Genomic DNA, 22,586 nt, shown 5'->3' with positions numbered 1-22,586 from the left:
CCTTTTTGTCAGATAAGCGTCAAAATTGCTCCCCTCAACTATAAAATATCTTCTACAAAAGGAAATTAACACAATGACAGAGCTGTTCATGCCAACTCTACTTCTTATTGTCGGCCTCTCTCTACTAGTTTGGGGCGCTGATAAACTGGTATTTGGTTCTGCCGCATTAGCAAAAAACTACGGTATATCTCCTCTTGTGATTGGTATGACTATCTTAGCTATGGGCTCATCCGCACCAGAAATGATGGTATCAGCCGCAGCGGCATTAGATGGTAAAACAGATACCGCAGTAGGTAATGTAATAGGCTCAAACATTGCGAACATTGCGTTAATTTTAGGTATAACCGCGATTATTAAGCCTCTTGCGATTAGCTCTGGCATCATTCGTCGTGAACTACCACTCATGTTGATTGTGACCTTGTTAGCAGGCGCAATCATGTATAACAACTACCTTGGTTTTTACGAAGGGGTATTATTAATTGTACTTTTTGCTGCCTTTATTATCGCGATGCTTTATATCAGTAAAAGCGAACAGCAAAATGGGGATATCCTTCTCGAAGAGCAAGAGTCAGAAATTCCTGAAGGCGTAGATAATAAAATTGCCTTATTCTGGGTTGTTGTTGGGCTTATTTTGCTACCCGTTGGTGCAAATATGCTGATTGATAATGCCGTTGTTATTGCTAAATTCTTTGGCATGAGTGATCTAGTGATCGGCTTGACGATTATTGCATTAGGCACAAGTCTTCCTGAACTGGCTGCATCTGTCGCGGGTGTATTAAAAGGTGAAGATGATATGGCTGCGGGTAATATTATCGGCTCAAACGTCTTCAATATCCTTGCGGTTATGGGGATTCCTGCACTTATCAACCCATCAGAAATTAGCCCTGATTTAATGAGTCGTGATTTTTATGTAATGATGGGAGTTTCAGTTTTATTGCTATTTATGGCACTAGGTAAGAGCCGCAGTATTAACCGAATTGAAGGTGGTGTATTAGTGGCATGCTTCTTGGCATATCAAGGTTACCTTTTTTACACAATATAATCACACTCTCATTTTAAAAAATATAGGTTTGTTAATTAGTAAAAACGCTTTATTAATTAACAACCCATATACATTTCATTGATTCATTCTCATAACCATCCCCACTAGCTTGAACTACCTCTGGTATATGGCATAATAATTGTATACGCTACTCATCCAAATCATACATCTGTTATAACCAAACTAAAGGTGGTACCCCGATGGCAACTCAGTTTGATTTCTGCTCTGCAGGAAAAAATGTACTTCAAATTGAAATAGATGCACTCACCCAACTGAACAACTACATTAATGATGATTTTGCTAAAGCATGCCAATTAATGTTGGAATGTAAGCGTAAAGTAGTTGTAATGGGTATGGGGAAATCGGGCCATATAGGAAATAAAATTGCAGCAACATTAGCAAGTACAGGCACCCCCTCTTTCTTTGTGCACCCAGGTGAAGCAAGCCATGGTGACTTGGGTATGATAGAAAAAGGCGATGTGGTTATTGCCATTTCAAATTCAGGTGAAGCGGGTGAAATTTTAGCGCTCTTACCGGTTATTAAACGTCTTGGTATTACATTAATCACCATGACCGGTAATCCTGATTCAAGCATGGCAAAAGTAGCCGATGTAAACTTACAAATTACCGTACCTCAAGAAGCGTGTCCTTTAGGGTTAGCACCAACATCAAGTACCACAGCAACTCTTGCTATGGGTGATGCTTTTGCTGTCGCTCTTTTACAAGCAAGAGGCTTTACTGCGGATGATTTTGCCTTATCTCACCCAGGTGGCGCACTTGGCCGTAAATTACTGCTATTATTGTCTGATATCATGCACAAAGATGATGAACTGCCAATGGTAACGAAAGATGCTCTAATTAAAACAGCACTGCTTGAAGTGTCTGAAAAAGGATTAGGGATGACCGCCATTGTCGATAACGAACAAAAAGTCATTGGTATTTTTACTGATGGTGATTTACGTCGTTTATTGGATAATCGAGTTGATATTCATACCCAAACGATTGGTGAAGTGATGACACACTCTCCAGCAGTTGCAAATCCAAACCTACTGGCGGTTGAAGGCCTGAACTTAATGCAAGATAAGAAAATTAATGGCCTACTGTTATGCGATGAAAAACATCGTTTAGTCGGAGCACTTAATATGCACGATTTACTAAAAGCGGGAGTAATGTAATGGTAACTAAATTCATTTCAACACTCTACGGTAATGTCGACGAAACCGTGTTTAACATTGCAAAAGACATTAAATTACTTATCTGTGATGTTGATGGTGTTTTCTCTGACGGCCTAGTTTATATGGGTAATGACGGTGAAGAGTTAAAGACCTTCCATACTCGCGATGGTTACGGTGTTAAATCGTTAATGTCTGCTGGCGTTGAAATCGCCATCATCACGGGCCGTAACTCTAAAATTGTAGAAAACCGCATGACGGCCCTTGGTATTAAACTAATTTATCAAGGTCAAGATAATAAACTGCAAGCCTATCAAGATATTTTAACTAAACTCAATGTCGCACCTGAGCATACTGGGTATATTGGTGATGATCTTATTGACTGGCCAGTAATGGAAAAGGTAGCGCTAAAAGTTTGTGTCTCTGATGGACATCCACTACTTGTGCAACGCGCAAATTATGTGACCACCATTAAGGGAGGCCATGGCGCTGTTCGCGAAGTTAGTGATCTTATCCTAGAAGCCAAAGGCGAACTTGAGCAACATAAAGGTTTAAGTATATGACCTTGAAACACCTTTTCATGGCAATATTATTGATGATCTCCAGCTGGTCAGGGTATTACTTGTATTACGAATACGCTCAAAATAATCAGCAAATAACACCAGATCAACAAGTCCCTGTTTTTACAGGCAGAGACATTAGCAATAATAACTATGATGAAAGTGGTGTTCGTAATTACCAAATCGATGCAAAAGCCTTAGAGCGCTTTGCTAAAACTGGTGAAACCAACTTTACAACCCCGCACCTTTTTGTTTTTAAAGATGGAGAACTAAAAGAGTGGGAAATAATTTCTGATATTGGTGTCCTAAATAAAAACCATGAGCTCTATTTAAGCGGTAATGTCATCGTAAAAAATTTACTGCCTGGTGCAGCATTTGACACAATGACAACCGATAGCATAACAATAGAACTTTCCACCAAGGATTTTTCGACAGAAGATGTCGTTAACTTAGTTGGCCCAACGTTTGAAACAACAGGCGTAGGTATGAAAGGTAACTTTACTAGCCAACAAACGACCCTATTAAAAAATGTACAAGGTATCTATGAAGCTTTCACACGTTAGTCTACTTGCTGGCTTATTGTTAAGTTCTCCAAGCTGGGCATTAAGCAGCGACACAGAGCAACCAATACACATTAATTCAAATTCACAAGACTTTGATATGCAAAGTAATCAAGTGACATTTATTGGTGATGTAACATTAAAGCAAGGCAGTATTGAAATTTTTGCTGATAAACTTATCGTTATCCGCCCTCAAGGGCAAGAAGGTCGTGAGATCTTAGAAGCGTATGGAAAACCAACACGCTTTAGCCAATTAACTGATGATGGCAAAACCCTCAAAGGTAAGGCTGATAAATTGCGTTATGAATTAGAAAAAGAATTTCTAAAAATGACGGATAATGCTGAATTAACTCAAGACGACAGCATCATTAAAGGTAAAGTAATTACCTATAATATGAAGACTCAAAAATTAATTGCTGATGGTGGTAAAAATGAACGAGTTACTACCATACTTCAGCCTAGCCAATTGAATAAAAAATAATTATGGCCATTTTAGAAGCAAAAAACCTCGCAAAAACATACGGTAGCCGTAAAGTGGTTACTGATGTGAGCTTGACGGTTGAATCAGGAAAGATTGTGGGCTTACTTGGACCAAATGGCGCAGGTAAAACGACCTCTTTCTATATGATTGTTGGCCTTGTCTCTCGTGATGAAGGCTCGATCACTATTGATGGTGTTGATATTTCATTGCAGCCAATGCATAACAGATCAAAAATGGGCATAGGTTATCTACCTCAAGAAGCCTCTATTTTTAGAAAACTGTCTGTTTTTGATAATATTATGGCTGTTCTGCAAACTCGTAAAGATCTAAGCAAAGCCGAGCGTTTAGACAAACTCGAAGAGCTTCTTGATGAGTTCAATATTCAACACATTCGCAACAGTAATGGCATGGCCTTATCTGGTGGCGAACGTCGTCGAGTTGAAATTGCCCGTGCATTAGCAGCAAATCCAAAGTTCATCCTATTAGATGAACCTTTTGCTGGTGTCGATCCTATTTCTGTAATCGATATCAAAAAAATCATTCAACATTTAAGAGATCGTGGTTTAGGTGTGTTAATTACAGACCATAACGTTCGTGAAACTCTGGATGTATGTGAGCACGCTTACATCGTTAGCCAAGGCCATATGATAGCCAACGGCACCCCTGAACACGTATTAAATGATGAACACGTTAAACGCGTTTATCTTGGTGATCAGTTTAAGTTGTAATTTATATAAAGGTATCACTATATAATGAAAGCATCTCTTCAGTTAAAAATGGGCCAACAACTTGCTATGACGCCTCAGTTACAGCAAGCAATTCGATTATTACAGTTGTCGACCCTTGACCTACAGCAAGAGATTCAAGAAGCTCTCGACTCTAACCCTCTTCTTGATGTTGAAGAAGAGCAATTAAGTACGCCTGAAAGTTTATTATCTCCAGAGCCAACGCCTGAAAAAGAAACCGCAAGTGCAGAACAAGAAGATCCTATTACTGACAGCAGTGATGTTATTGAAAGCAATAATATTTCAGAAGAGCTTGAAATGGATGCGAGCTGGGATGATGTGTATAGTGCTAACAGTGGCAGTACAGGGTTAGCTATTGATGATGATACGCCATTATATCAGGGTGAAACGACTGAAAGCCTGCAAGACTATTTAATGTGGCAGGCGGATTTAACCCCTTTCAGTGATATTGACCGAACTATTGCTACCACCATTATTGAATCATTAGACGACTATGGTTATTTAACCATCAGCCTTGATGAGGTATTAGAAAGTCTTGGTAATGATGATGTTGAAATGGATGAGGTTGAGGTCGTATTAAAACGCATTCAACAATTTGACCCATTAGGCGTAGCTTCACGTGATCTTGCTGAATGCTTAATGTTACAACTTGCCACCTATCCAGCGGACACGCCTTGGCTTCAAGAAACAAGATTGATCCTAACCAATTACATTAACCTATTAGGTAATCGTGACTACCGACAATTAACAAAAGAGACTAAGCTTAAAGAAAGTGACTTAAAACAAGTCATGATGCTAATTCATGAACTTGATCCTAGACCTGGAAATCGAGTTATTGATACTGACACAGAATACGTTATTCCTGACGTTTCAGTCTTTAAACATAATGGCAAATGGGTTGTAACTATTAACCCAGACAGCGTACCTCGCTTAAAAGTAAATGCGGAATATGCAGCATTAGGTAAAGGATTAGGTAACAGTCCTGACGGACAATTTATTCGAACCAATTTGCAAGAGGCAAAGTGGTTAATTAAAAGTTTAGAGAGCAGAAACGAGACGCTGCTCAAAGTTGCGCGTTGTATAGTTGAACATCAACAAGATTTCTTCGAATATGGTGAAGAAGCGATGAAGCCAATGGTGCTCAATGACATCGCTTTAGACGTTGAAATGCACGAATCAACGATATCTCGTGTAACAACACAAAAATTCATGCATACCCCTCGTGGTATTTTTGAATTAAAATATTTCTTCTCTAGTCATGTTAGTACGGATAATGGGGGTGAGTGTTCATCTACCGCTATTCGAGCACTAGTGAAAAAGTTGGTCGCGGCTGAGAATCAAGCCAAACCGTTAAGTGACAGTAAAATCGCAACCTTATTAGCTGAACAAGGTATCCAAGTTGCACGACGCACCATAGCTAAATATCGTGAATCACTAGGTATTGCTCCATCGAATCAGCGTAAGCGTTTACTTTAATTAACAGAAAGGAAGTGTTATGCAAATAAACATCACAGGTCAAAACGTCGAACTAACCGATAGCCTTCGTGAGTATGTCGATACCAAATTCCAAAAACTCGATCGCTTTTTTGAACACATTAACAATGTCCATGTTGTACTAAAATTAGAAAAAGTACTGCATGTAGCCGAAGCAACACTTCATGTAAATCAAGGTGACATACACGCCCATTCTGACGCAGAAGATATGTATGCCGCTATTGATGGTTTGGTGGACAAACTCGTTCGCCAACTTAATAAACATAAAGAAAAACTAAGTAGTCATTAACATGCAATTAAGCACCATTCTTTCATTGGACTGCACTAAAAGTGCAGTCCAATGCTCAAGTAAAAAACGCGCATTAGAACTTATTAGTGAAATTGCGGCACCCAAAATTGGGCAAAACCCTCAAGAGTTATTTGAAAGTTTATTAAACCGAGAAAAAATGGGAAGTACCGGCATTGGTAATGGTATTGCCATTCCACACGGTCGAATTTTTAACTGTGATAATGCCGTTGCTGTCTTACTTCGGTGCCAAGAACCGATCGAATTTGATGCCATAGATAATCGTCCTGTCGATGTACTCTTTGCCTTACTCGTCCCTGATGAGCAATGTAAATTTCACCTAAAAACACTCTCTTGTGTTGCTGAAAAACTCAATGATAAGCATGTCTTACGTCAACTTCGTCATGCCGAGAGTGATCAAGACCTATATCAAATTTTCACCTCTTAATAAACACAAAGGTCGCATAATGAAACTCATGGTAGTTAGTGGTAACTCTGGCGCCGGTAAATCCGTTGCACTTCGAGTATTAGAAGATTTAGGGTATTATTGTGTCGATAATCTCCCTATTGATCTTCTTACTCAGTTTGTCGAGTCCATTCAACACACCACTCAAAATGTGGCCGTAAGTATCGATATTCGAAATCTACCAAAAGATCCGCAATTACTGACCAATACCTTAACTGAACTGAAAAAAAATCATGATGTAACTGTTGTTTTCTTAGACGCTGAAAATAAAGAATTGATTAAGCGTTATAGTGAAACTCGTCGCTTGCATCCACTCTCTTTAACTGGTGAACAATGTTCACTAGAGCAAGCCGTCGCATTAGAAAAAAACATTCTATGTAACTTTAAAGAAGGTGCAGATTTAGTTCTTGATACCACCACAAAGTCCATTCATGACTTAAGTGAAACTCTACGTTCCCGTATTCTAGGTCGAGAATCAAAAGAATTAGTTATGGTGTTTGAGTCTTTTGGCTTTAAGCACGGCTTACCCACCGATGCGGATTATGTTTTTGATGTCCGATTTTTACCTAACCCTCATTGGGAGCCAAGTCTAAGACCAATGACAGGATTAGATAAACCCGTTGCTGATTACTTAGAAAAACACGATGATGTGATTCTATTAAAAGAACAAATTCAAACCTTTCTTACTACTTGGCTACCTGCCTTAGAAAAAAACAATCGCAGTTATTTAACCGTTGCGATTGGTTGTACTGGTGGGCAACACCGTTCTGTCTATATAACCCAGCAGCTTGGTGAGTACTTTAAACAGCAAGGGCAACAAGTGCAAATTCGTCATAAAACACTAGAGAGGCACTAACAATGCCAATTTCATCCCGTCACCTGTTGATAAAAAATCGGCTTGGGTTACATGCTAGAGCAGCCATCAAATTAGTTGAAATGGCACAAAGCTTTGATGCTGTAATCACTCTAACCAATGACGAGAAAAAACAGGCAACTGCTGATGGTGTCATGGGGCTGCTAATGCTGGACTCAGCACAAGGGCAGTATGTTGATGTTTCTGCTGATGGGCCTGATGCTGAGCAAGCGCTCAATGCTATTTGCGAACTGATTGAAGCGGGTTTTGACGAAGATGAGTAGATAATACTCATCTCAACACCAGTTTAACCCAATCCTTACAAAATTCACTTATCGCGCCCTCCAAATTGCGTTACTATTCAGCCCATTATCTAATCTAAATTATCTATACTCATTATTCGAGTTAGAAATCGGTTTTCTATGGGGGAGAGTATGCAAGAACTACAAGATTTCGATCAAACCCATCAAACTCTTCAAGAAGTATCTAATGCACTTGATAGTGGGATGTTTGTCCATGTTCGTCGTTTATTACAAGACATGGAACCCGAGGATATTGCCCATCTATTAGAAGCCTCGCCCAGAAAAAGCCGTAACGTATTATGGCAATTAACCGATCCTGAAGATTACGGTGAAATCCTTGATGAGTTATCAGAAGGCGTAAAAGATAGCATCGTCTCTCAAATGGCTCTTGAGAGCATAGTAGAAGCAACCGAAGGCATGGAAACGGATGATGTTGCCTATGTTCTTCGTAGTTTGCCTGACGACCTCTCACGCGAAGTATTAAGTCAAATGGATACGGTTGATCGCTTCCGCGTTGAAACCGCCCTATCTTATCCAGAAGACACCGCTGGCGGTATGATGAATACCGACTTCATTACCATTCGTGCTGATGTAGAGATCGATGTTGTCCTTCGCTACCTTCGCATGAAAGGCGAATTGCCAGAAGCAACCGATGCTCTGTATGTATTGGATGAAGAAAGCCGTTTAATTGGTCACTTATCCTTAACCACTATTCTTACTGCACAACCTGATGTATTGGTTAGCGATGTGATGGATGATGCCGATGAAGCGATCCCAGTAAATACTGACGATGGCGAAGTGGCTAACTTATTTGAACGTCGTAACTGGATATCGGCACCGGTTGTTGATGAAAACAACCTACTTTTAGGCCGTATTACTATTGATGACGTTGTCGATGTTATTCGTGAAGATGCCGAGCACTCAATGATGAGCATGGCCGGTATGGATGACGAAGAAGACACTTTCGCACCCGTAGTAAAATCAGCACGCCGTCGTAGTGTTTGGCTTGGTATGAATGTACTTGCAGCCCTTGCTGCCGCTTCGGTTTCAAATATGTTTGAAGCCACTTTAGCGCAAATGGCATCCATCGCTGTACTTATGACCATTGTTCCTTCAATGGGAGGTGTTGCTGGAAATCAAACGGTTGCTCTAGTGATCCGTGGTTTAGCCGTTGGTCATATCGGCGACAGTAACCAAAAAGAATTATTATTCAAAGAAGCAGGCATTGGCCTACTCAATGGTATTTTGTGGGCTTCTATCATTGGCGGTATCGTTATGGTTTGGAAAGGTGACATTATGCTTGGAGTAATCATATCTGCTGCAATGCTCGTTAACTTAACAGTAGCCGGAGTTGCTGGCGTTGCTATCCCTGTACTTCTAAAGAAAATGAATATAGACCCTGCATTAGCAGGAGGAATGGCGTTAACTACCATCACCGATATTATTGGTTTATCTGCTTTCCTAGGTTTGGCTACTATTTTAATGTAGTTCGAACAATCCCTATTAAAAAGCGCGCTCTCATTAATGACAGTGCGCTTTTTTTATCACTTTTATTTGTATAGCTTCAGGCCGTATTACTGACCCGCAATCTTCATTGATTCAATTAAGATAGAACCGGTTTGAATTTGTGAACGTGTTTCTACATCATTACCTACAGCAACAATATTGTGGTACATATCAGCCAAGTTACCTGCAATGGTAATTTCAGAAACTGGATATTGGATCTCACCATTCTCAACCCAGAAACCCGCCGCACCACGAGAGTAATCACCTGTTACCGTATTTACACCTTGCCCCATCAGCTCTGTCACTAAAAGGCCAGTGCCCATGGTTTTTAGCATTTGCTCGAAGCTTTGCCCCGTTGATTTAACAAACCAGTTATGGATGCCGCCAGCGTGGCCTGTTGGCGTCATATTTAATTTTCGTGCCGCATAACTTGTTAATAAATACGTTGCTAACACACCATCAGTGATAATCTCACGATCTTGCGTGTATAGACCTTCACTGTCAAACGGACTACTTGCTAATCCTTTTAGAATATGTGGGCGCTCACTCACATTAAACCATTCAGGTAGAATCTTCTCATTTAGCTTATCAAGCATAAATGTCGATTTACGGTATAAGTTAGCACCACTGATCGCCATGACAAGATGTCCTAATAAGCCTGTCGCAACATCTGCTGCAAACATAACAGGGACTCTCATAGTCTCTAGCTTTTTAGCATCTAAACGACTCACTGTACGCTCAGCGGCTTCTAAACCAACCTTTTTCGCATCCCATAAATCATCACGATGACGAGCAACGGTATAGCTGTAATCGCGCTCCATGTCGCCATTTTTATCTACACCAATCACACTACAGCTGATGCTATGACGGCTTGATGGGTAGCTTGCTAACATGCCATGGCTATTACCATAAACCTTAATACCATAATGGCTATCGTAGCTTGCACCATCACTCTGTTTAATTGAAGAGTGGTATTCTAATGCTGCTTGTTCTGCTTCAATGGCTTTTTGTGCTGCGTAATCCGGCTCTGGATCGTCTGGATGAAACAAATCTAAATCAGGAATATTTTGAGCCATTAGCTCTTTTGGTGCAGGTCCAGAAAATGGGTCTTCAGACGTATAGTTTGCAATATCTAGTGCAGCCGCAACCGTCTGCTGAATCGCTTTATCACTTAGATCAGACGTCGATGCACTGCCTTTACGGTGACCACGATAAACGGTAATACCTAATGCACCATCACGATTAAATTCAACGTTTTCAACCTCTCCCATTAAAGTTGATACACTAATACCTGTCGTTTTAGTGATTGCTACTTCTGCAGCGCTTGCGTGCTTTGTCGCCATTTCTAGCGCTTTGGCTACTGCTGCTTCAAGTTCTATTTTTTGATTCATCATTTGGGCTTTTGCATCCATAACATCAGACTGAATATATACATTTTTACTAGAATAACACTCTATGTGATAAATTTGCGCCCAATTCTCCATTTATCTTGCTAAAATAGAGAGAATCACCCATTAAAGAATGAATATCATGGCACGTAAAAATCAAAAAGCACCTTGGGAAGAAGAAGAAGAGATCATCTGGGTAAGCAGAACCGAGATGAAAAATGACATGGAAGACTTACAAAAGCTAGGCGAAGAATTGGTGGGGTTAAAACCATCTGTTCTTGCTAAGTTCCCATTATCAGAAGACTTGCAAGTTGCAATAGCTGATGCACAACGCTTTAAGAACGAAGCAAAACGCCGCCAATTACAATACATTGGTAAATTAATGCGTCTTGAAGATCCTGAGCCAATTCAATTAGCTCTAGATAAAATTCGTAATAAGCACTCACAAACTACAATTGCACTTCAAAAATTAGAGATCCTGCGTGACCGTATGATCGAAACACCAGATGTGGTAATTGAAGAGGTTATGGTGAGATACCCAGAAGCAGATCGCCAACGCTTCCGCCAACTTGCTCGCCAAGCACAAAAAGAAAAAGCATCGAAAAAGCCGCCAAAAGCGTATCGAGAAATTTTCCAAGTATTAAAAGATCTATACTTAGACGAAGATTTATAAGTCTTATCTAGAATGCACAAGGGCCACGTATTTTTAAATACGTGGCCCTTTCTTATAAGTATCGCATAATTTTAACTGGCTGTTACTCAGTACCGCCAACCGTTAAGGCATCCAGTTTTAATGTCGGTTGACCAACACCAACAGGTACGCTTTGTCCTGCTTTACCACAAACACCAACACCGCGATCGAGTGATAAATCATTACCAACCATTGAGATCTGCTGCATTGCTTCAATCCCAGAACCAATTAAGGTAGCGCCTTTAACTGGGCGAGTAATGTTACCATTTTCAATTAAGTATGCTTCTGATGCAGAGAATACAAATTTACCTGACGTAATATCAACCTGACCACCGCCAAAGTTTGGTGCGTAAATGCCATTTTTAACCGTTGAGATAATCTCTTCTGGTGTATGTTCACCCGGTAACATATAAGTGTTTGTCATACGTGGCATCGGTAAATGAGCGTACGATTCACGACGACCATTACCCGTTGGTGCTACGCCCATTAAACGTGCATTCAGCTTATCTTGCATATAGCCTTTTAATACACCGTTTTCAATTAACGTATTATATTGACCCGCTACACCTTCATCATCCACATTTAATGAACCACGGCGATCTGCCATGGTGCCATCATCAACGATAGTACATACAGAAGAGGTAACTTGCTCACCAAGCTTACCTGAAAATACCGATGACCCTTTACGGTTAAAGTCACCTTCAAGGCCATGTCCAACCGCTTCATGTAATAAAACACCCGGCCAACCAGAACCAAGTACCACAGGCATCATACCAGCAGGTGCTGCATCAGCATCTAGATTTACAAGTGCTTGACGGATCGCTTCATCAGCAAATTCTAACGCGACAGATTTACCATTTACTTCGGTTAAGAAATAATCGTAACCATAACGGCCACCACCACCCGCACTACCACGCTCACGCTTATCACCACGCTGAACTAATACACTAATAGATAAACGCACCAATGGGCGAATATCCGCAGCGTACGTACCATCTAAAGCAGCAACCAACATTTGTTCGTAAACACCACTGATACTTGCTGATACTTCTTGAACGAGTGGTTCTTTTGCTCGAATATACGCATCAATTTCTTCAAGCAATGTGATTTTTTGTTGCTTATCCAAGCTATTAAGTGGATTGATTGGCGCATAAAACTGAGGAATTGTTTGCGCTGAAAACGCCTTAACTCTGCCTTCTCCACCTTGTTGAACAATACCGCGAGCCGCTTTAGCGCTTTGAGTTAATGCTTCAAGGTTAATTTGGTCTGAATACGCAAAGCCTGTTTTTTCACCAGCAACAGCACGAATACCAACCCCACGGTCGATATTAAAAGATCCATCTTTAATAATGCTGTCTTCGAGTACTAACGATTCATGCCAGCAAGATTGAAAATAGATATCAGCATAGTCTACGTCTCTTTTTGCGATGGTACTTAAGGTCTGAGACAGTTCTTGCTGACCGATCCCTGCTTGACTCAATAAGGATTGTTCTACTTCTTGCAAACTCATTCGAGGTACTCTTGTTAAGAATTTAAGATCTAGGATCTAATTATGAATAAAAAAGAATGGCTTTTATAGTGAAACTCACTCTTTTATTAAATAAAACGGTAACTATTGCGATTAGCTAAGCTGACAATGCAATCTCGAATGCTGAACGACTGGCATTTTTCTACGTATCGCTCTTAGATGCGAAAGATCAAGCTCCGCAATAATCACTCCTGTGCCTTCTTTTTGAACTGTCATTTTATTTCCCCAAGGATCAACAACCATTGAGTGCCCCCAGGTTTCACGACCAGCGCCATGATTCCCCCATTGAGCAGCGGCAAGAACCCAACATTGCGTCTCTATCGCTCTTGAGCGTAATAAAATATCCCAATGGGCATAACCTGTTACTTTAGTAAATGCGGCAGGAACAACAATAATTTCAGCGCCCTGTTGACGAAGCTCGCTATATAACTGTGGGAAGCGTACATCATAGCAAATGGATAGACCTATCTTGCCAAACGGTGTCTCTACCACTTTGACTTCATTACCAGGGGTAAATGTGTCTGACTCTCGATAGCTATGGTGACCATCTTCGATTTCAACATCAAACATATGCAATTTATTATAGTGCTCAACAAGAACGCCATTATCATTAAAGACTAAACATGTCGTCGACAAGCTACCATCATGATTACGGATAGGAAAAGAACCAACAATAAGCCAAAGCTGATAACGCTTCGCTAGATCAGATAACTCTTGCTGTAAAACCCCTGCACCTAACGATTCAGCATGACGCTCATAATCTTCTTTTTTCCCAAAGACAATGCTATTTTCTGGCGTTAAAGCAAGTTTTGCCCCTTGCTGTTGCAACCCTTTCAGCTTGAGATTTAATTGCTTCATATTCTCTTCAGGAACCGTACCTGAATTCATCTGTACTACACCAATTTTCTTCATCATATATCCTTACACTGATGCTGCATCTATCATGATAAGTAATACCAATTCAGATAAAATCTTTGATCGCTATTTAGAAAAAATAACCTCACCGTTTGGTGAGGTTATTATTACTTTTCTGTTTTTTCAGGCAATTGATATTCACCTTGACTACGCGAAAGCTCTTTAACTGTTGGCGACTCCAACGGTCCTTCCACTTTGTAATTAACCTGAGTAATTACATCAATAACAGGCGCAATGGCGGTGGCTACCGCAAGCACAATAATCGCAGTCTGAGGAGCCACAGCAAAGGCAGTAATAATAGGTATGCCAGAGGTTAAGTCGGGAGTAAATTTCACTTCCGCATCAACAAGACGAGTATTTAAGTCAGCTTTACCTTTGATTATCATTTCACCTGCAACAGCATCCATCGTTAAGTTATTACTCACAAAGATACCTTCACGCATTTTTCCGCTGCCTGTGATCGAATTAAAGGCCATACCATCATCAAAGACGTCTCTAAAGTCCAATTTCATTTTACGAATGATGGAATCAATACTAAATAGTCCAAGAAAACGAGCCGCTCCTTTGACGTCAGTAATAATCCCTTCACCGAGTGTTGAAGCTAACGATCCAGATAAAGTATTAACTTGAATACTCCATGGTGCACCATCCCAATTGAGATCTGCATCTATACTGTAGCTGGCTTTTTGAACACCAGAACTAATCCCAAATCGAGCCAGTAATTCAGAGTTATTCTTTCCTGACGCTGTCATTTTAAAGGCTGAATGGCTTTTCTCTTTATTTAGCACCCAGCTACCAGACATCGCCAATTTATTCTCACCACTAGTGATATTTAACTTATCTAGATAAAAAGCATCGCCTTTTTTATGCAGCTTTGTATCTACCTTTCCAAGCTTATAGCCTTGAATCCACGTATCTCTAATCGTTAACTCTAGATTAGGCATTAAACGAAAAAACTCACGATCAAACTCAGAAATAAGTGGGTCGTCTACTTTCGCTCGATTCAACCCTCTTTGATTTTCAGGCTTATCTAGGCTAGGAATGTAAATATGTAGATTATCTAATTGAACTAATAAATCGTCATTTCCTTTCCAACTGGCTTTGCCATCGACTTCTTGGCTTTGTACTTGTGCATACCAGCCTTGAGACTTCTTACGCGCATCAATACTGACATCATTCCAATCTAAACTCGCTACTCGTAATGACTTCACTTTTGCATCAATTCGAGTCGGTGTCGGAATCGTAGGGAAATGACTGACCGATGATGATTTCGATGCACTTTGTACTTTTTCTTTTGCCAAAATAGGTTCAGATAACCAAGTATCTAAATCAAATGTCTTGGTATTAATGGAAGCAGATTGTCCCACAACAGGACTCACCTTAAAGTTACCTCGACCAACGATGACATGACTGGCAGTAATAACTGGTTCTGAACTTGAGATATTTATTTCTGCTTGGTATTTAGTATTAGGTAACGTTAAGCGGCCAGAAAGTTTTTCTGAGTTACCAGACACTTGTAATAATGCCTGTTCCGTTGTTCCTTTTTCCAGCATTAATGGATATGGCAGTGTTGACACCATCTCTCCTAACGCTGCATTAACGCCAATTTGATAAGTGAAACCGACATCAGCCACTTGCAAATTAATATTTGAACTCCATGAAGATACACCACTGACTTTTTCCATCATTGGAGAATCTATGTAGTCTTTTAACGGGGATACCTTCCACTTTCCTTTTGTTTCAATAGCAACACTATAAAAATCAGATTGTGCTTCACCATCAAATGATAAGGTAACTGGTTGTCCCAATAATGACGCTTTAATTCCTGATGATTTAACCACGTCATTATCAAACTCAATTCGTCCCTTAGCGTCTGTTAATACTATATTTGGAGATTGCAACTCAATATGATTACCAGCTAAATCTGCATAACCCCAAGCTCTCACGTCTTCTCCGGTAAAAGGAATATCCAGTCGCAGTAAAGCATCAACTCGATTATTTACATGAATACTGTTTAATGCTGCTCCCACAGAGTCAACCAATGGTGTCGCTGTCATGTATTCACGTACCGCTTTACCAGACCCATTAGCTGTCGCACGAATGGTGAGCTTTCCATCTTCGGATAAATTAGCAATACGCCCTGTCACACGGGTAGCATGGACATCCATTAAATCAGCAGAATGTGAGCTTAAGAACATTGAGGCATTTTGAAACAGTAAGTCTAACTGTAAATTTGTTAGCGGAGGCCAGGCCGTATCAAACGAAAACTGAGCATTTTTCAACCCCACTTTAACTTGGAAAATACCGTCATATTTTGTATATGGGAAATCACCTAATTCGCCATACCACAGTAATTGCACCGTCTTAGCACTTCCGCCCTGCACCGCCGAAGAGAGATAATCCGTTAAGTCTTGTCCTAATGCCAATGTTGGTAAATAGCGCCACGTTTGATCCGCATTAAAGGCATCCGCCTCGACATAAAAAGAAAGTACAGAGGGCTTATCTTTAGGGAAATCTAAACGAAACTCCCCTTTAGCTTGTAGATCCGGTGTTGCTACATTGATGTAATCTGACCACAAACACCACCCTTCATTATTCACTTCCCAATAAATACTCACATCACCATGAGTTATATTTAAAGGTGCTTGGAATACGTCACCATAAGGCAAGGTATCGTCTACCAATGATAACTTTGCTTCGCCTTTTTCAGCATCACCAGCAATAAGTACATCTAACTTATGAAAGCCTGGAAGTAACTCCCACTGCTGCATTCCAGCAGCATGAATTGATGCGGAATAACTTAATCCTTCAGTATGATCAAATTCAACACGGATATCATTAATGCTGCCTTTTGGATCTAAAGTAGTGAGAAGATCGGTAATATTATCTTGAGAGGCTGGTAATAATGTTTTTAAACTTAATACACTTTTAAGATCAATGTGAATAAGGTTTAAAATCCATTTTTCAGGCTGCCATGTAAAGCTACCTGAGATCTTAGGCCATAAGCTTGATTGATGCTTTATCTGAACATCTGATGCAAATACCTTCCACCCTTGCTTATCGGGCTGAAGCTCAAAAACGCCCCCTTCGACGCTTGCTTGGTGAACCTGTTTATCTTCAATCCAATTAAGATAAGAAGGAGAGGCTTCCACTAATGCATCTATAGGTTGGCCATCTTTAAATGATAGCCATGCATTAGCCGATATTTCACCTTGGGTAACCCCATATTCTTTCTTAATCTCTTCCGTGATCCATGGTGTTACTTGAATATTTTTTGCTTCAATATAAAAATGGCCGTCTAAACTTTTAAACGTGCCTTTTTCTTTAAAATTCGCGATGATTTTAAGTTGATTAATCTCACTTCCTACAACACTAACGACGCCTTCAGCTAAATGCTTTCTACGCTCATTTCGCCACTGTAGCGAGTCAATTTGTACCGTTTTATCTGTTCCATCCAGTGCAACAAACGCAACTTGTGAGTTCTTCACTGAGAAATGATTTAGACGAACTAAAAAGATATCCTCTAATCGTTTCGCTAATGAGTTATCTTCCTTGGCTTCCGCCTCATCTTTTGGGGTATTCGGTTCAGTAGAGCTATTCCCTAATGACGTCAGATCCGCATTAAGTTTATCAATGCGTAAATCTGCAAATTGTGGCTGTCTTGCCCATAGAGAAGAGAGAATATTTAATTGAATTTCGACTTCTTTAACTGAAATAATTTCATCACCAGAGACAGGGTCAATCGCTTTCAGTTTTTGAAGATTTAATGAAGGGTTGGTATTTCGCCAACGGCCATCTAACTCACCAATAGAGATAGAAAAACCAGTCGCTTTAGAAAGAAATGCTTCAATTTCAGGTTGATATTGATTCAAAGAGGGAAGAAACAGACGCAAGCTGGTTATGACTAATGCTGCTAGCAAAAATACCAGCAGCAATAATCCCATCAAGCAACGTTCGAAACGAATTAACTTAGTGGTCACGTATTATTATTCTCTACATCATTACAACATCAAACTGCTCTTGAATATACAAAGGCTCTGCTTGAATTTTGACCTGCTTACCAATAAAGAGTTCGAGCTCCGCTAATGCATGGGATTCCTCCCCCTCAAGAGCATCAGCAACAGCTACCGAGGCATAAACAACAAACTTATCAGAATCATAAGCTCGGTTTACTCGTGTGATTTCACGCAATATCTCATAGCACACACTCTCAACCGTCTTAACGGCACCACGTCCTTCACACGTAGGACACTGACCACATAGAATATGTTCAATACTTTCTCGAGTGCGTTTTCGAGTCATTTCAACAAGACCAAGTTGAGTAAACCCATTGATGTTGGTTTTTACTCGATCTTTCTCTAGTGCTGACCCTAAAGATTGAAGTACTCGACGACGATGTTCTTCGCTCAGCATATCAATGAAATCAATAATGATGATCCCACCTAAATTGCGTAAACGCAGTTGACGAGCAATGGCTTGAGTCGCTTCAATATTGGTGTTGAAAATGGTTTCTTCTAAATTACGACGCCCAACAAAAGCACCGGTATTAATATCAACCGTTGTCATGGCTTCGGTTTGGTCGATAATTAAGTAACCACCCGACTTCAACTCGACCTTACGATCAAGTGCTCGCTGAATTTCATTTTCCGTTTCGTACATATCGAAAATTGGTTTATCACCAGAATAATATTCAAGCTTCTTAGTCAGCTCAGGAACAAATTCTGTGGTAAATTCTTTTAACTTTTCAAAAGCCAATTTTGAATCAACGCGAATTAAATCCAATTCGGTGCCGACAAAATCACGCAAAATACGTTGGTCTAAACCTAACTCGCCATAAAGCATTGACTTCGTTTTGCTCTTTTTACGTCGTTCAATAACCTTATGCCATAAACGCTTTAAGAAAGCGGCATCTTGTGAGATTTCTGCTTCACTGGCGCCTTCCGCAGCAGTTCGAATTATGAACCCACCAAACTCATCACAGTAATCAGAGACGGTATTCTTTAAGCGGTTACGTTCTTTCTCGCTTTCAATGCGTTGAGATACACCGACATGACTCGCCCCCGGCATAAAGACCAAATAACGAGAAGGAAGAGTTATATCTGTCGTTAAACGAGCGCCTTTGGTCCCAAGCGGGTCTTTTACCACTTGAACAACCAAATCTTGTCCTTGATGAACAAGTTGAGAAATGTCTCTTACTTGGAATTGACGTTTTTCATTTTCAGAGACACACTCGGTATGAGGAACAATATCCGAGGCGTGCAAAAATGCAGCTTTATCTAAACCGATATCTATAAATGCAGCTTGCATACCCGGTAATACTCGGCTTACTCGGCCTTTATAAATATTACCGACAATACCACGTCGTGCTTCTCTTTCTACATGGATCTCTTGAAGCACGCCAGCTTCAATCATCGCAACTCGAGTTTCACTCGGTGTTACGTTTATTAACAACTCTGTACTCATTGGAGCACCTCACTAATTTTTACAAAAATTGGTGTAAGAGCTGATCTGTTTCCATCAAAGGCAGTCCCATGACAGCGTGATAGCTGCCATCAATACGCGAGACAAATCGCCCACCACTACCTTGAATTCCGTATGAACCCGCTTTATCACAAGGTTCACCACTTTCCCAATATTGTTCTATTTCTTGTTCTGAAAGTGGTCTAAACCACACCTGTGTTATTACTGTTTTGGTTTTTGTTGTTTCAGGTGTCGCTAGTGTTACAGCAGTCATTACTTGATGTTGACGACCAGACAGTGCTAAGAGCATCCTCTTAGCATCTTTAAAATCTTTTGGTTTTTCTAAAATAACACCATCGATAACTACTATGGTGTCAGAGCCCAATACTGGGACTATTTTTTTCTCAAGATGTTCTATTGCGTTGCCTTCAGCTAATGCTTTTATGCCTGCCTGAGCTTTATCTTTAGAAAGACGCTCTACATACATTAGAGGTGTCTCATGCGCTTGATGCACCTCTTCAACATCCACAGATAACACCTCAAATTGGTAACCTAATTGAGCTAGTAGCTCTTTTCTACGCGGTGAGCCAGAAGCTAAAAAAACTTGAGTTGCCATTCCCTGCCCTTATCGAATTGACCAATGACGACGCACTCTACGCATCAATAAAAATAACCATGGCCATAGAAGAAAGTTTAACACGCCAGCCCATAAAAAGTGTGCGTTAAAGGACACATCATGAACTAAAAACTCACCCATAAACTCAATTATTTTACCTAAAAGCGTTAATCCTGAAAAAATGGCGGCTTGTTGCCATAATGCCAGATTTCTCAATAACTTAAAATTAGCGGCAACAAGGTAGATTAAAATTGCCATCGTCATACCACGGATACCTAATGTCGTCCCTAATAAGAGATCCCATAAGATACCCAAAAACATTGCTGTACCCACATTCACTCGATGTGGTAATGCAAGTACCCAATAAAACGTTACTAAGATAATCCAAGAAGGTCTCAATACTTCTAGCGTTCCTGGCCAAGGTGCAGCTTGCAAAATTAATGCGATTAAAAAAGAGAGCCAAATAATGATTCGGCCACGCATTAAATGACTACTCGCCATCTGGTATCTCCTTGGCTTTTACTTCTGTTTCTGTCGGCCAAACTAATAATAAATAACGCAATTTATCAAATTCAACGCTTGTGGCTAATTCAATCGAAGCAAATGGGCGCTTATTATCATTATCAATACTGGAAATATAACCAACAGGATACCCTTCAGGGTAACGACCGCCTAAACCTGAACTCACCAATAAATCACCAATTTCAACGTCGGTATTCGTCGGAATATGTTCAAGTTGCATGGTATCTAAATGGCCTTTACCTGACGCAATAACTCGAATGTCATTTCGAACAATTTGAACAGGAATCGCATTGTTTGCATCTGTTAATAGCAATACTCGGCTATTATGCGCTCCAACATAGTTAATTTGGCCAACAATGCCTTTATCGTTGATCACTGGTTGTCCTTCATACACACCATCGATCAAGCCTTTATCGACCATGACTTGATGAGTATAAGGTGCCGAATCAACAGCCATCACCTCGGTTACCATCTTCTTTTCATCTCGAATAAAAGGGGAACCAAGAAGATCACGTAAACGGCTATTCTCTTGTTTTAGCTGTTCCAACAACAATAAATTACTGTTTTGAATAAAAATATCTTGCTTAAGCTTCTGATTTTCAAGCATGAGTGTATTTCGGCTATTAAACCGTTCATACATACCATCAAACATCGTACGAGGAAGGTTTGCTGCATAATGAATAGGGGCAACAAAACTATTAAGTAGGTAACGTATCTCAGAAAATGCATTTAAACGACTATCGGCCAGCATAAGGCTAGCCGATATCATTACAGCAATAAACAGGCGAAACTGTAGAGAAGGGCCTCTACCAAAGATTGGAGTCATATCCACTCACCCGTTATTAATCATTACTCTTCACTAAAGAGATCGCCACCGTGCATGTCGATCATTTCTAATGCTTTACCGCCGCCACGAGCCACACATGTTAGTGGTTCTTCAGCAACAACAACTGGAATACCTGTCTCTTCAGTTAGAAGACGGTCTAAATCACGAAGTAATGCGCCACCACCCGTTAATACCATGCCGTGCTCTGAAATATCAGACGCTAGCTCAGGTGGACATTGCTCTAGAGCAACCATTACTGCAGAAACGATACCTGATAGAGGCTCTTGAAGTGCTTCTAAGATTTCGTTTGAATTTAGAGTAAAGCTACGAGGAACACCTTCTGCAAGATTACGACCACGAACTTCAATCTCACAAACATCATCACCTGGGTATGCAGAACCGATTTCATGCTTGATGCGCTCAGCAGTTGCTTCACCAATTAAGCTGCCGTAGTTACGACGAACATAGTTAATGATTGCTTCATCAAAACGGTCACCACCGATACGAACAGAAGAAGAGTAAACCACACCATTTAGCGAGATAACAGCAACCTCAGTAGTACCACCACCGATATCGATCACCATAGAACCCGTAGCTTCTGATACAGGTAAGCCCGCACCAATTGCCGCAGCCATAGGCTCATCGATAAGGTAAACTTCACGAGCACCCGCACCTTGTGCAGATTCACGAATAGCACGGCGCTCAACTTGTGTAGAACCACAAGGAACACAAACCAACACGCGAGGACTTGGACGTAATACGCTATTGTCATGCACTTGCTTGATAAAGTGTTGTAACATTTTTTCAGTTACATAGAAGTCAGCAATAACACCGTCTTTCATTGGACGGATAGCTGAAATGTTACCAGGAGTACGGCCAAGCATTTGCTTTGCATCGTGACCTACAGCGGCAACACTTTTTGTTGCGCCACCACGGTCTTGACGGATAGCAACAACAGACGGTTCATCAAGAACAATACCTTGACCTTTTACATAGATAAGTGTGTTGGCAGTACCTAGATCGATCGAAAGATCGTTTGAAAACATGCCACGAAGTTTTTTAAACATAATCTTCGTATTTCCTGAAAACGTGAGAATGAGATAAATTTTACTAAATGTACCAATGCCTAGCCTAATCAGCAAGGCATTGCTACAGAATCCTGAAGCAAATCA

General features: G+C 40.4%; 22 protein-coding genes. 13 read left to right on the top strand and 9 right to left on the bottom strand.

Translation table 11 applies throughout. From position 1 onward, the window contains the following. Nucleotides 1-73 precede the first annotated feature (73 nt). The 12 genes from PVK71_RS13435 to mgtE all read left to right on the top strand — a co-directional run bounded on the left by PVK71_RS13435 (nt 74) and on the right by mgtE (nt 9,450). Nucleotides 74-1,042 (top strand): calcium/sodium antiporter, encoded by a 969-nt coding sequence (locus PVK71_RS13435; protein ID WP_274419319.1) that lies wholly within the window; start codon nt 74-76, stop codon nt 1,040-1,042. A gap of 200 nt (nt 1,043-1,242) precedes the next feature. After that, nucleotides 1,243-2,217: an arabinose-5-phosphate isomerase KdsD gene (gene kdsD, locus PVK71_RS13430; protein WP_274419318.1), complete on the top strand. Its 975-nt coding sequence runs from the start codon at nt 1,243-1,245 to the stop codon at nt 2,215-2,217. Further along, on the top strand, nt 2,217-2,777 hold the full coding sequence (kdsC, locus tag PVK71_RS13425; RefSeq protein WP_274419317.1) for a 3-deoxy-manno-octulosonate-8-phosphatase KdsC: 561 nt from the start codon (nt 2,217-2,219) through the stop codon (nt 2,775-2,777). Before kdsD ends, kdsC begins: the two co-directional genes overlap by 1 nt. Next, a complete protein-coding gene (gene lptC, locus PVK71_RS13420; RefSeq protein ID WP_274419316.1) occupies nt 2,774-3,337 on the top strand; it encodes an LPS export ABC transporter periplasmic protein LptC in 564 nt (187 codons plus the stop codon). The genes kdsC and lptC overlap by 4 nt, the downstream gene beginning before the upstream one ends. After that, nucleotides 3,318-3,815, top strand: coding sequence for a lipopolysaccharide transport periplasmic protein LptA (lptA, locus tag PVK71_RS13415; protein ID WP_130044393.1), 498 nt, complete (start codon nt 3,318-3,320; stop codon nt 3,813-3,815). The genes lptC and lptA overlap by 20 nt, the downstream gene beginning before the upstream one ends. 2 nt (nt 3,816-3,817) lie before the next feature. Next, on the top strand, nt 3,818-4,543 hold the full coding sequence (gene lptB, locus PVK71_RS13410) for an LPS export ABC transporter ATP-binding protein (RefSeq protein WP_274419315.1): 726 nt from the start codon (nt 3,818-3,820) through the stop codon (nt 4,541-4,543). 24 nt (nt 4,544-4,567) lie between these two features. Further along, nucleotides 4,568-6,037 carry an RNA polymerase factor sigma-54 gene (locus tag PVK71_RS13405; protein ID WP_274419314.1) on the top strand — a complete coding sequence of 490 codons (1,470 nt, stop codon included), beginning with the start codon at nt 4,568-4,570 and terminating at the stop codon, nt 6,035-6,037. Nucleotides 6,038-6,056: 19 nt separating this feature from the next. After that, nucleotides 6,057-6,344 carry a ribosome hibernation promoting factor gene (hpf, locus tag PVK71_RS13400; protein WP_130044396.1) on the top strand — a complete coding sequence of 96 codons (288 nt, stop codon included), beginning with the start codon at nt 6,057-6,059 and terminating at the stop codon, nt 6,342-6,344. Between the two features lies 1 nt (nt 6,345). Further along, entirely contained in the window at nt 6,346-6,789 is a 444-nt protein-coding gene (gene ptsN, locus PVK71_RS13395) for a PTS IIA-like nitrogen regulatory protein PtsN (RefSeq protein ID WP_274419313.1), read from the top strand. A gap of 19 nt (nt 6,790-6,808) precedes the next feature. Then, entirely contained in the window at nt 6,809-7,663 is an 855-nt protein-coding gene (gene rapZ, locus PVK71_RS13390; protein ID WP_274419312.1) for an RNase adapter RapZ, read from the top strand. A 2-nt stretch (nt 7,664-7,665) separates the two neighbouring features. Continuing rightward, the gene (locus PVK71_RS13385; RefSeq protein WP_130046924.1) at nt 7,666-7,944 is read left to right on the top strand and encodes an HPr family phosphocarrier protein; all 279 of its coding nucleotides are present in this window, start codon (nt 7,666-7,668) and stop codon (nt 7,942-7,944) included. 150 nt (nt 7,945-8,094) lie between these two features. Next, nucleotides 8,095-9,450, top strand: coding sequence for a magnesium transporter (gene mgtE, locus PVK71_RS13380; RefSeq protein ID WP_274419311.1), 1,356 nt, complete (start codon nt 8,095-8,097; stop codon nt 9,448-9,450). A gap of 86 nt (nt 9,451-9,536) precedes the next feature. Here the strand turns inward: mgtE and pmbA are convergent, their stop codons facing one another. Continuing rightward, entirely contained in the window at nt 9,537-10,880 is a 1,344-nt protein-coding gene (gene pmbA / locus PVK71_RS13375) for a metalloprotease PmbA (protein WP_130044441.1), read from the bottom strand. 118 nt (nt 10,881-10,998) lie between these two features. Here pmbA and yjgA point away from each other — a divergent pair, with 118 nt between their 5' ends. Continuing rightward, a complete protein-coding gene (yjgA, locus tag PVK71_RS13370) occupies nt 10,999-11,529 on the top strand; it encodes a ribosome biogenesis factor YjgA (RefSeq protein ID WP_165367117.1) in 531 nt (176 codons plus the stop codon). 82 nt (nt 11,530-11,611) lie between these two features. On the opposite strand, the gene tldD is transcribed toward yjgA, so the two are convergent. The 8 genes from tldD to PVK71_RS13330 all read right to left on the bottom strand — a co-directional run bounded on the left by tldD (nt 11,612) and on the right by PVK71_RS13330 (nt 22,481). Then, on the bottom strand, nt 11,612-13,057 hold the full coding sequence (gene tldD / locus PVK71_RS13365) for a metalloprotease TldD (RefSeq protein WP_274419310.1): 1,446 nt from the start codon (nt 13,055-13,057) through the stop codon (nt 11,612-11,614). A gap of 111 nt (nt 13,058-13,168) precedes the next feature. Beyond that, complete coding sequence (locus PVK71_RS13360; protein ID WP_274419381.1) at nt 13,169-13,987, bottom strand: carbon-nitrogen hydrolase family protein; 819 nt, start codon at nt 13,985-13,987, stop codon at nt 13,169-13,171. Between the two features lie 110 nt (nt 13,988-14,097). Further along, on the bottom strand, nt 14,098-17,970 hold the full coding sequence (locus tag PVK71_RS13355; RefSeq protein ID WP_274419309.1) for a YhdP family protein: 3,873 nt from the start codon (nt 17,968-17,970) through the stop codon (nt 14,098-14,100). A 13-nt stretch (nt 17,971-17,983) separates the two neighbouring features. After that, nucleotides 17,984-19,453 carry a ribonuclease G gene (rng, locus tag PVK71_RS13350; RefSeq protein WP_274419308.1) on the bottom strand — a complete coding sequence of 490 codons (1,470 nt, stop codon included), beginning with the start codon at nt 19,451-19,453 and terminating at the stop codon, nt 17,984-17,986. Nucleotides 19,454-19,472: 19 nt separating this feature from the next. Then, nucleotides 19,473-20,066: a Maf family protein gene (locus PVK71_RS13345; RefSeq protein ID WP_274419307.1), complete on the bottom strand. Its 594-nt coding sequence runs from the start codon at nt 20,064-20,066 to the stop codon at nt 19,473-19,475. 9 nt (nt 20,067-20,075) lie between these two features. After that, entirely contained in the window at nt 20,076-20,567 is a 492-nt protein-coding gene (mreD, locus tag PVK71_RS13340) for a rod shape-determining protein MreD (RefSeq protein ID WP_274419306.1), read from the bottom strand. Continuing rightward, nucleotides 20,557-21,414 (bottom strand): rod shape-determining protein MreC, encoded by an 858-nt coding sequence (mreC, locus tag PVK71_RS13335; RefSeq protein WP_274419305.1) that lies wholly within the window; start codon nt 21,412-21,414, stop codon nt 20,557-20,559. The genes mreD and mreC overlap by 11 nt, the downstream gene beginning before the upstream one ends. Nucleotides 21,415-21,437: 23 nt before the next feature. Next, nucleotides 21,438-22,481 carry a rod shape-determining protein gene (locus tag PVK71_RS13330; protein ID WP_130044409.1) on the bottom strand — a complete coding sequence of 348 codons (1,044 nt, stop codon included), beginning with the start codon at nt 22,479-22,481 and terminating at the stop codon, nt 21,438-21,440. Nucleotides 22,482-22,586: the final 105 nt, after the last annotated feature.

The sequence above is a fragment of the Aliivibrio sp. S4MY1 genome (assembly GCF_028765545.1).
Taxonomy (GTDB): Bacteria; Pseudomonadota; Gammaproteobacteria; order Enterobacterales; family Vibrionaceae; genus Aliivibrio.
Note: the sequence above shows the minus strand (reverse complement) of the source record. Positions and strands in the feature narration are given on the sequence as shown.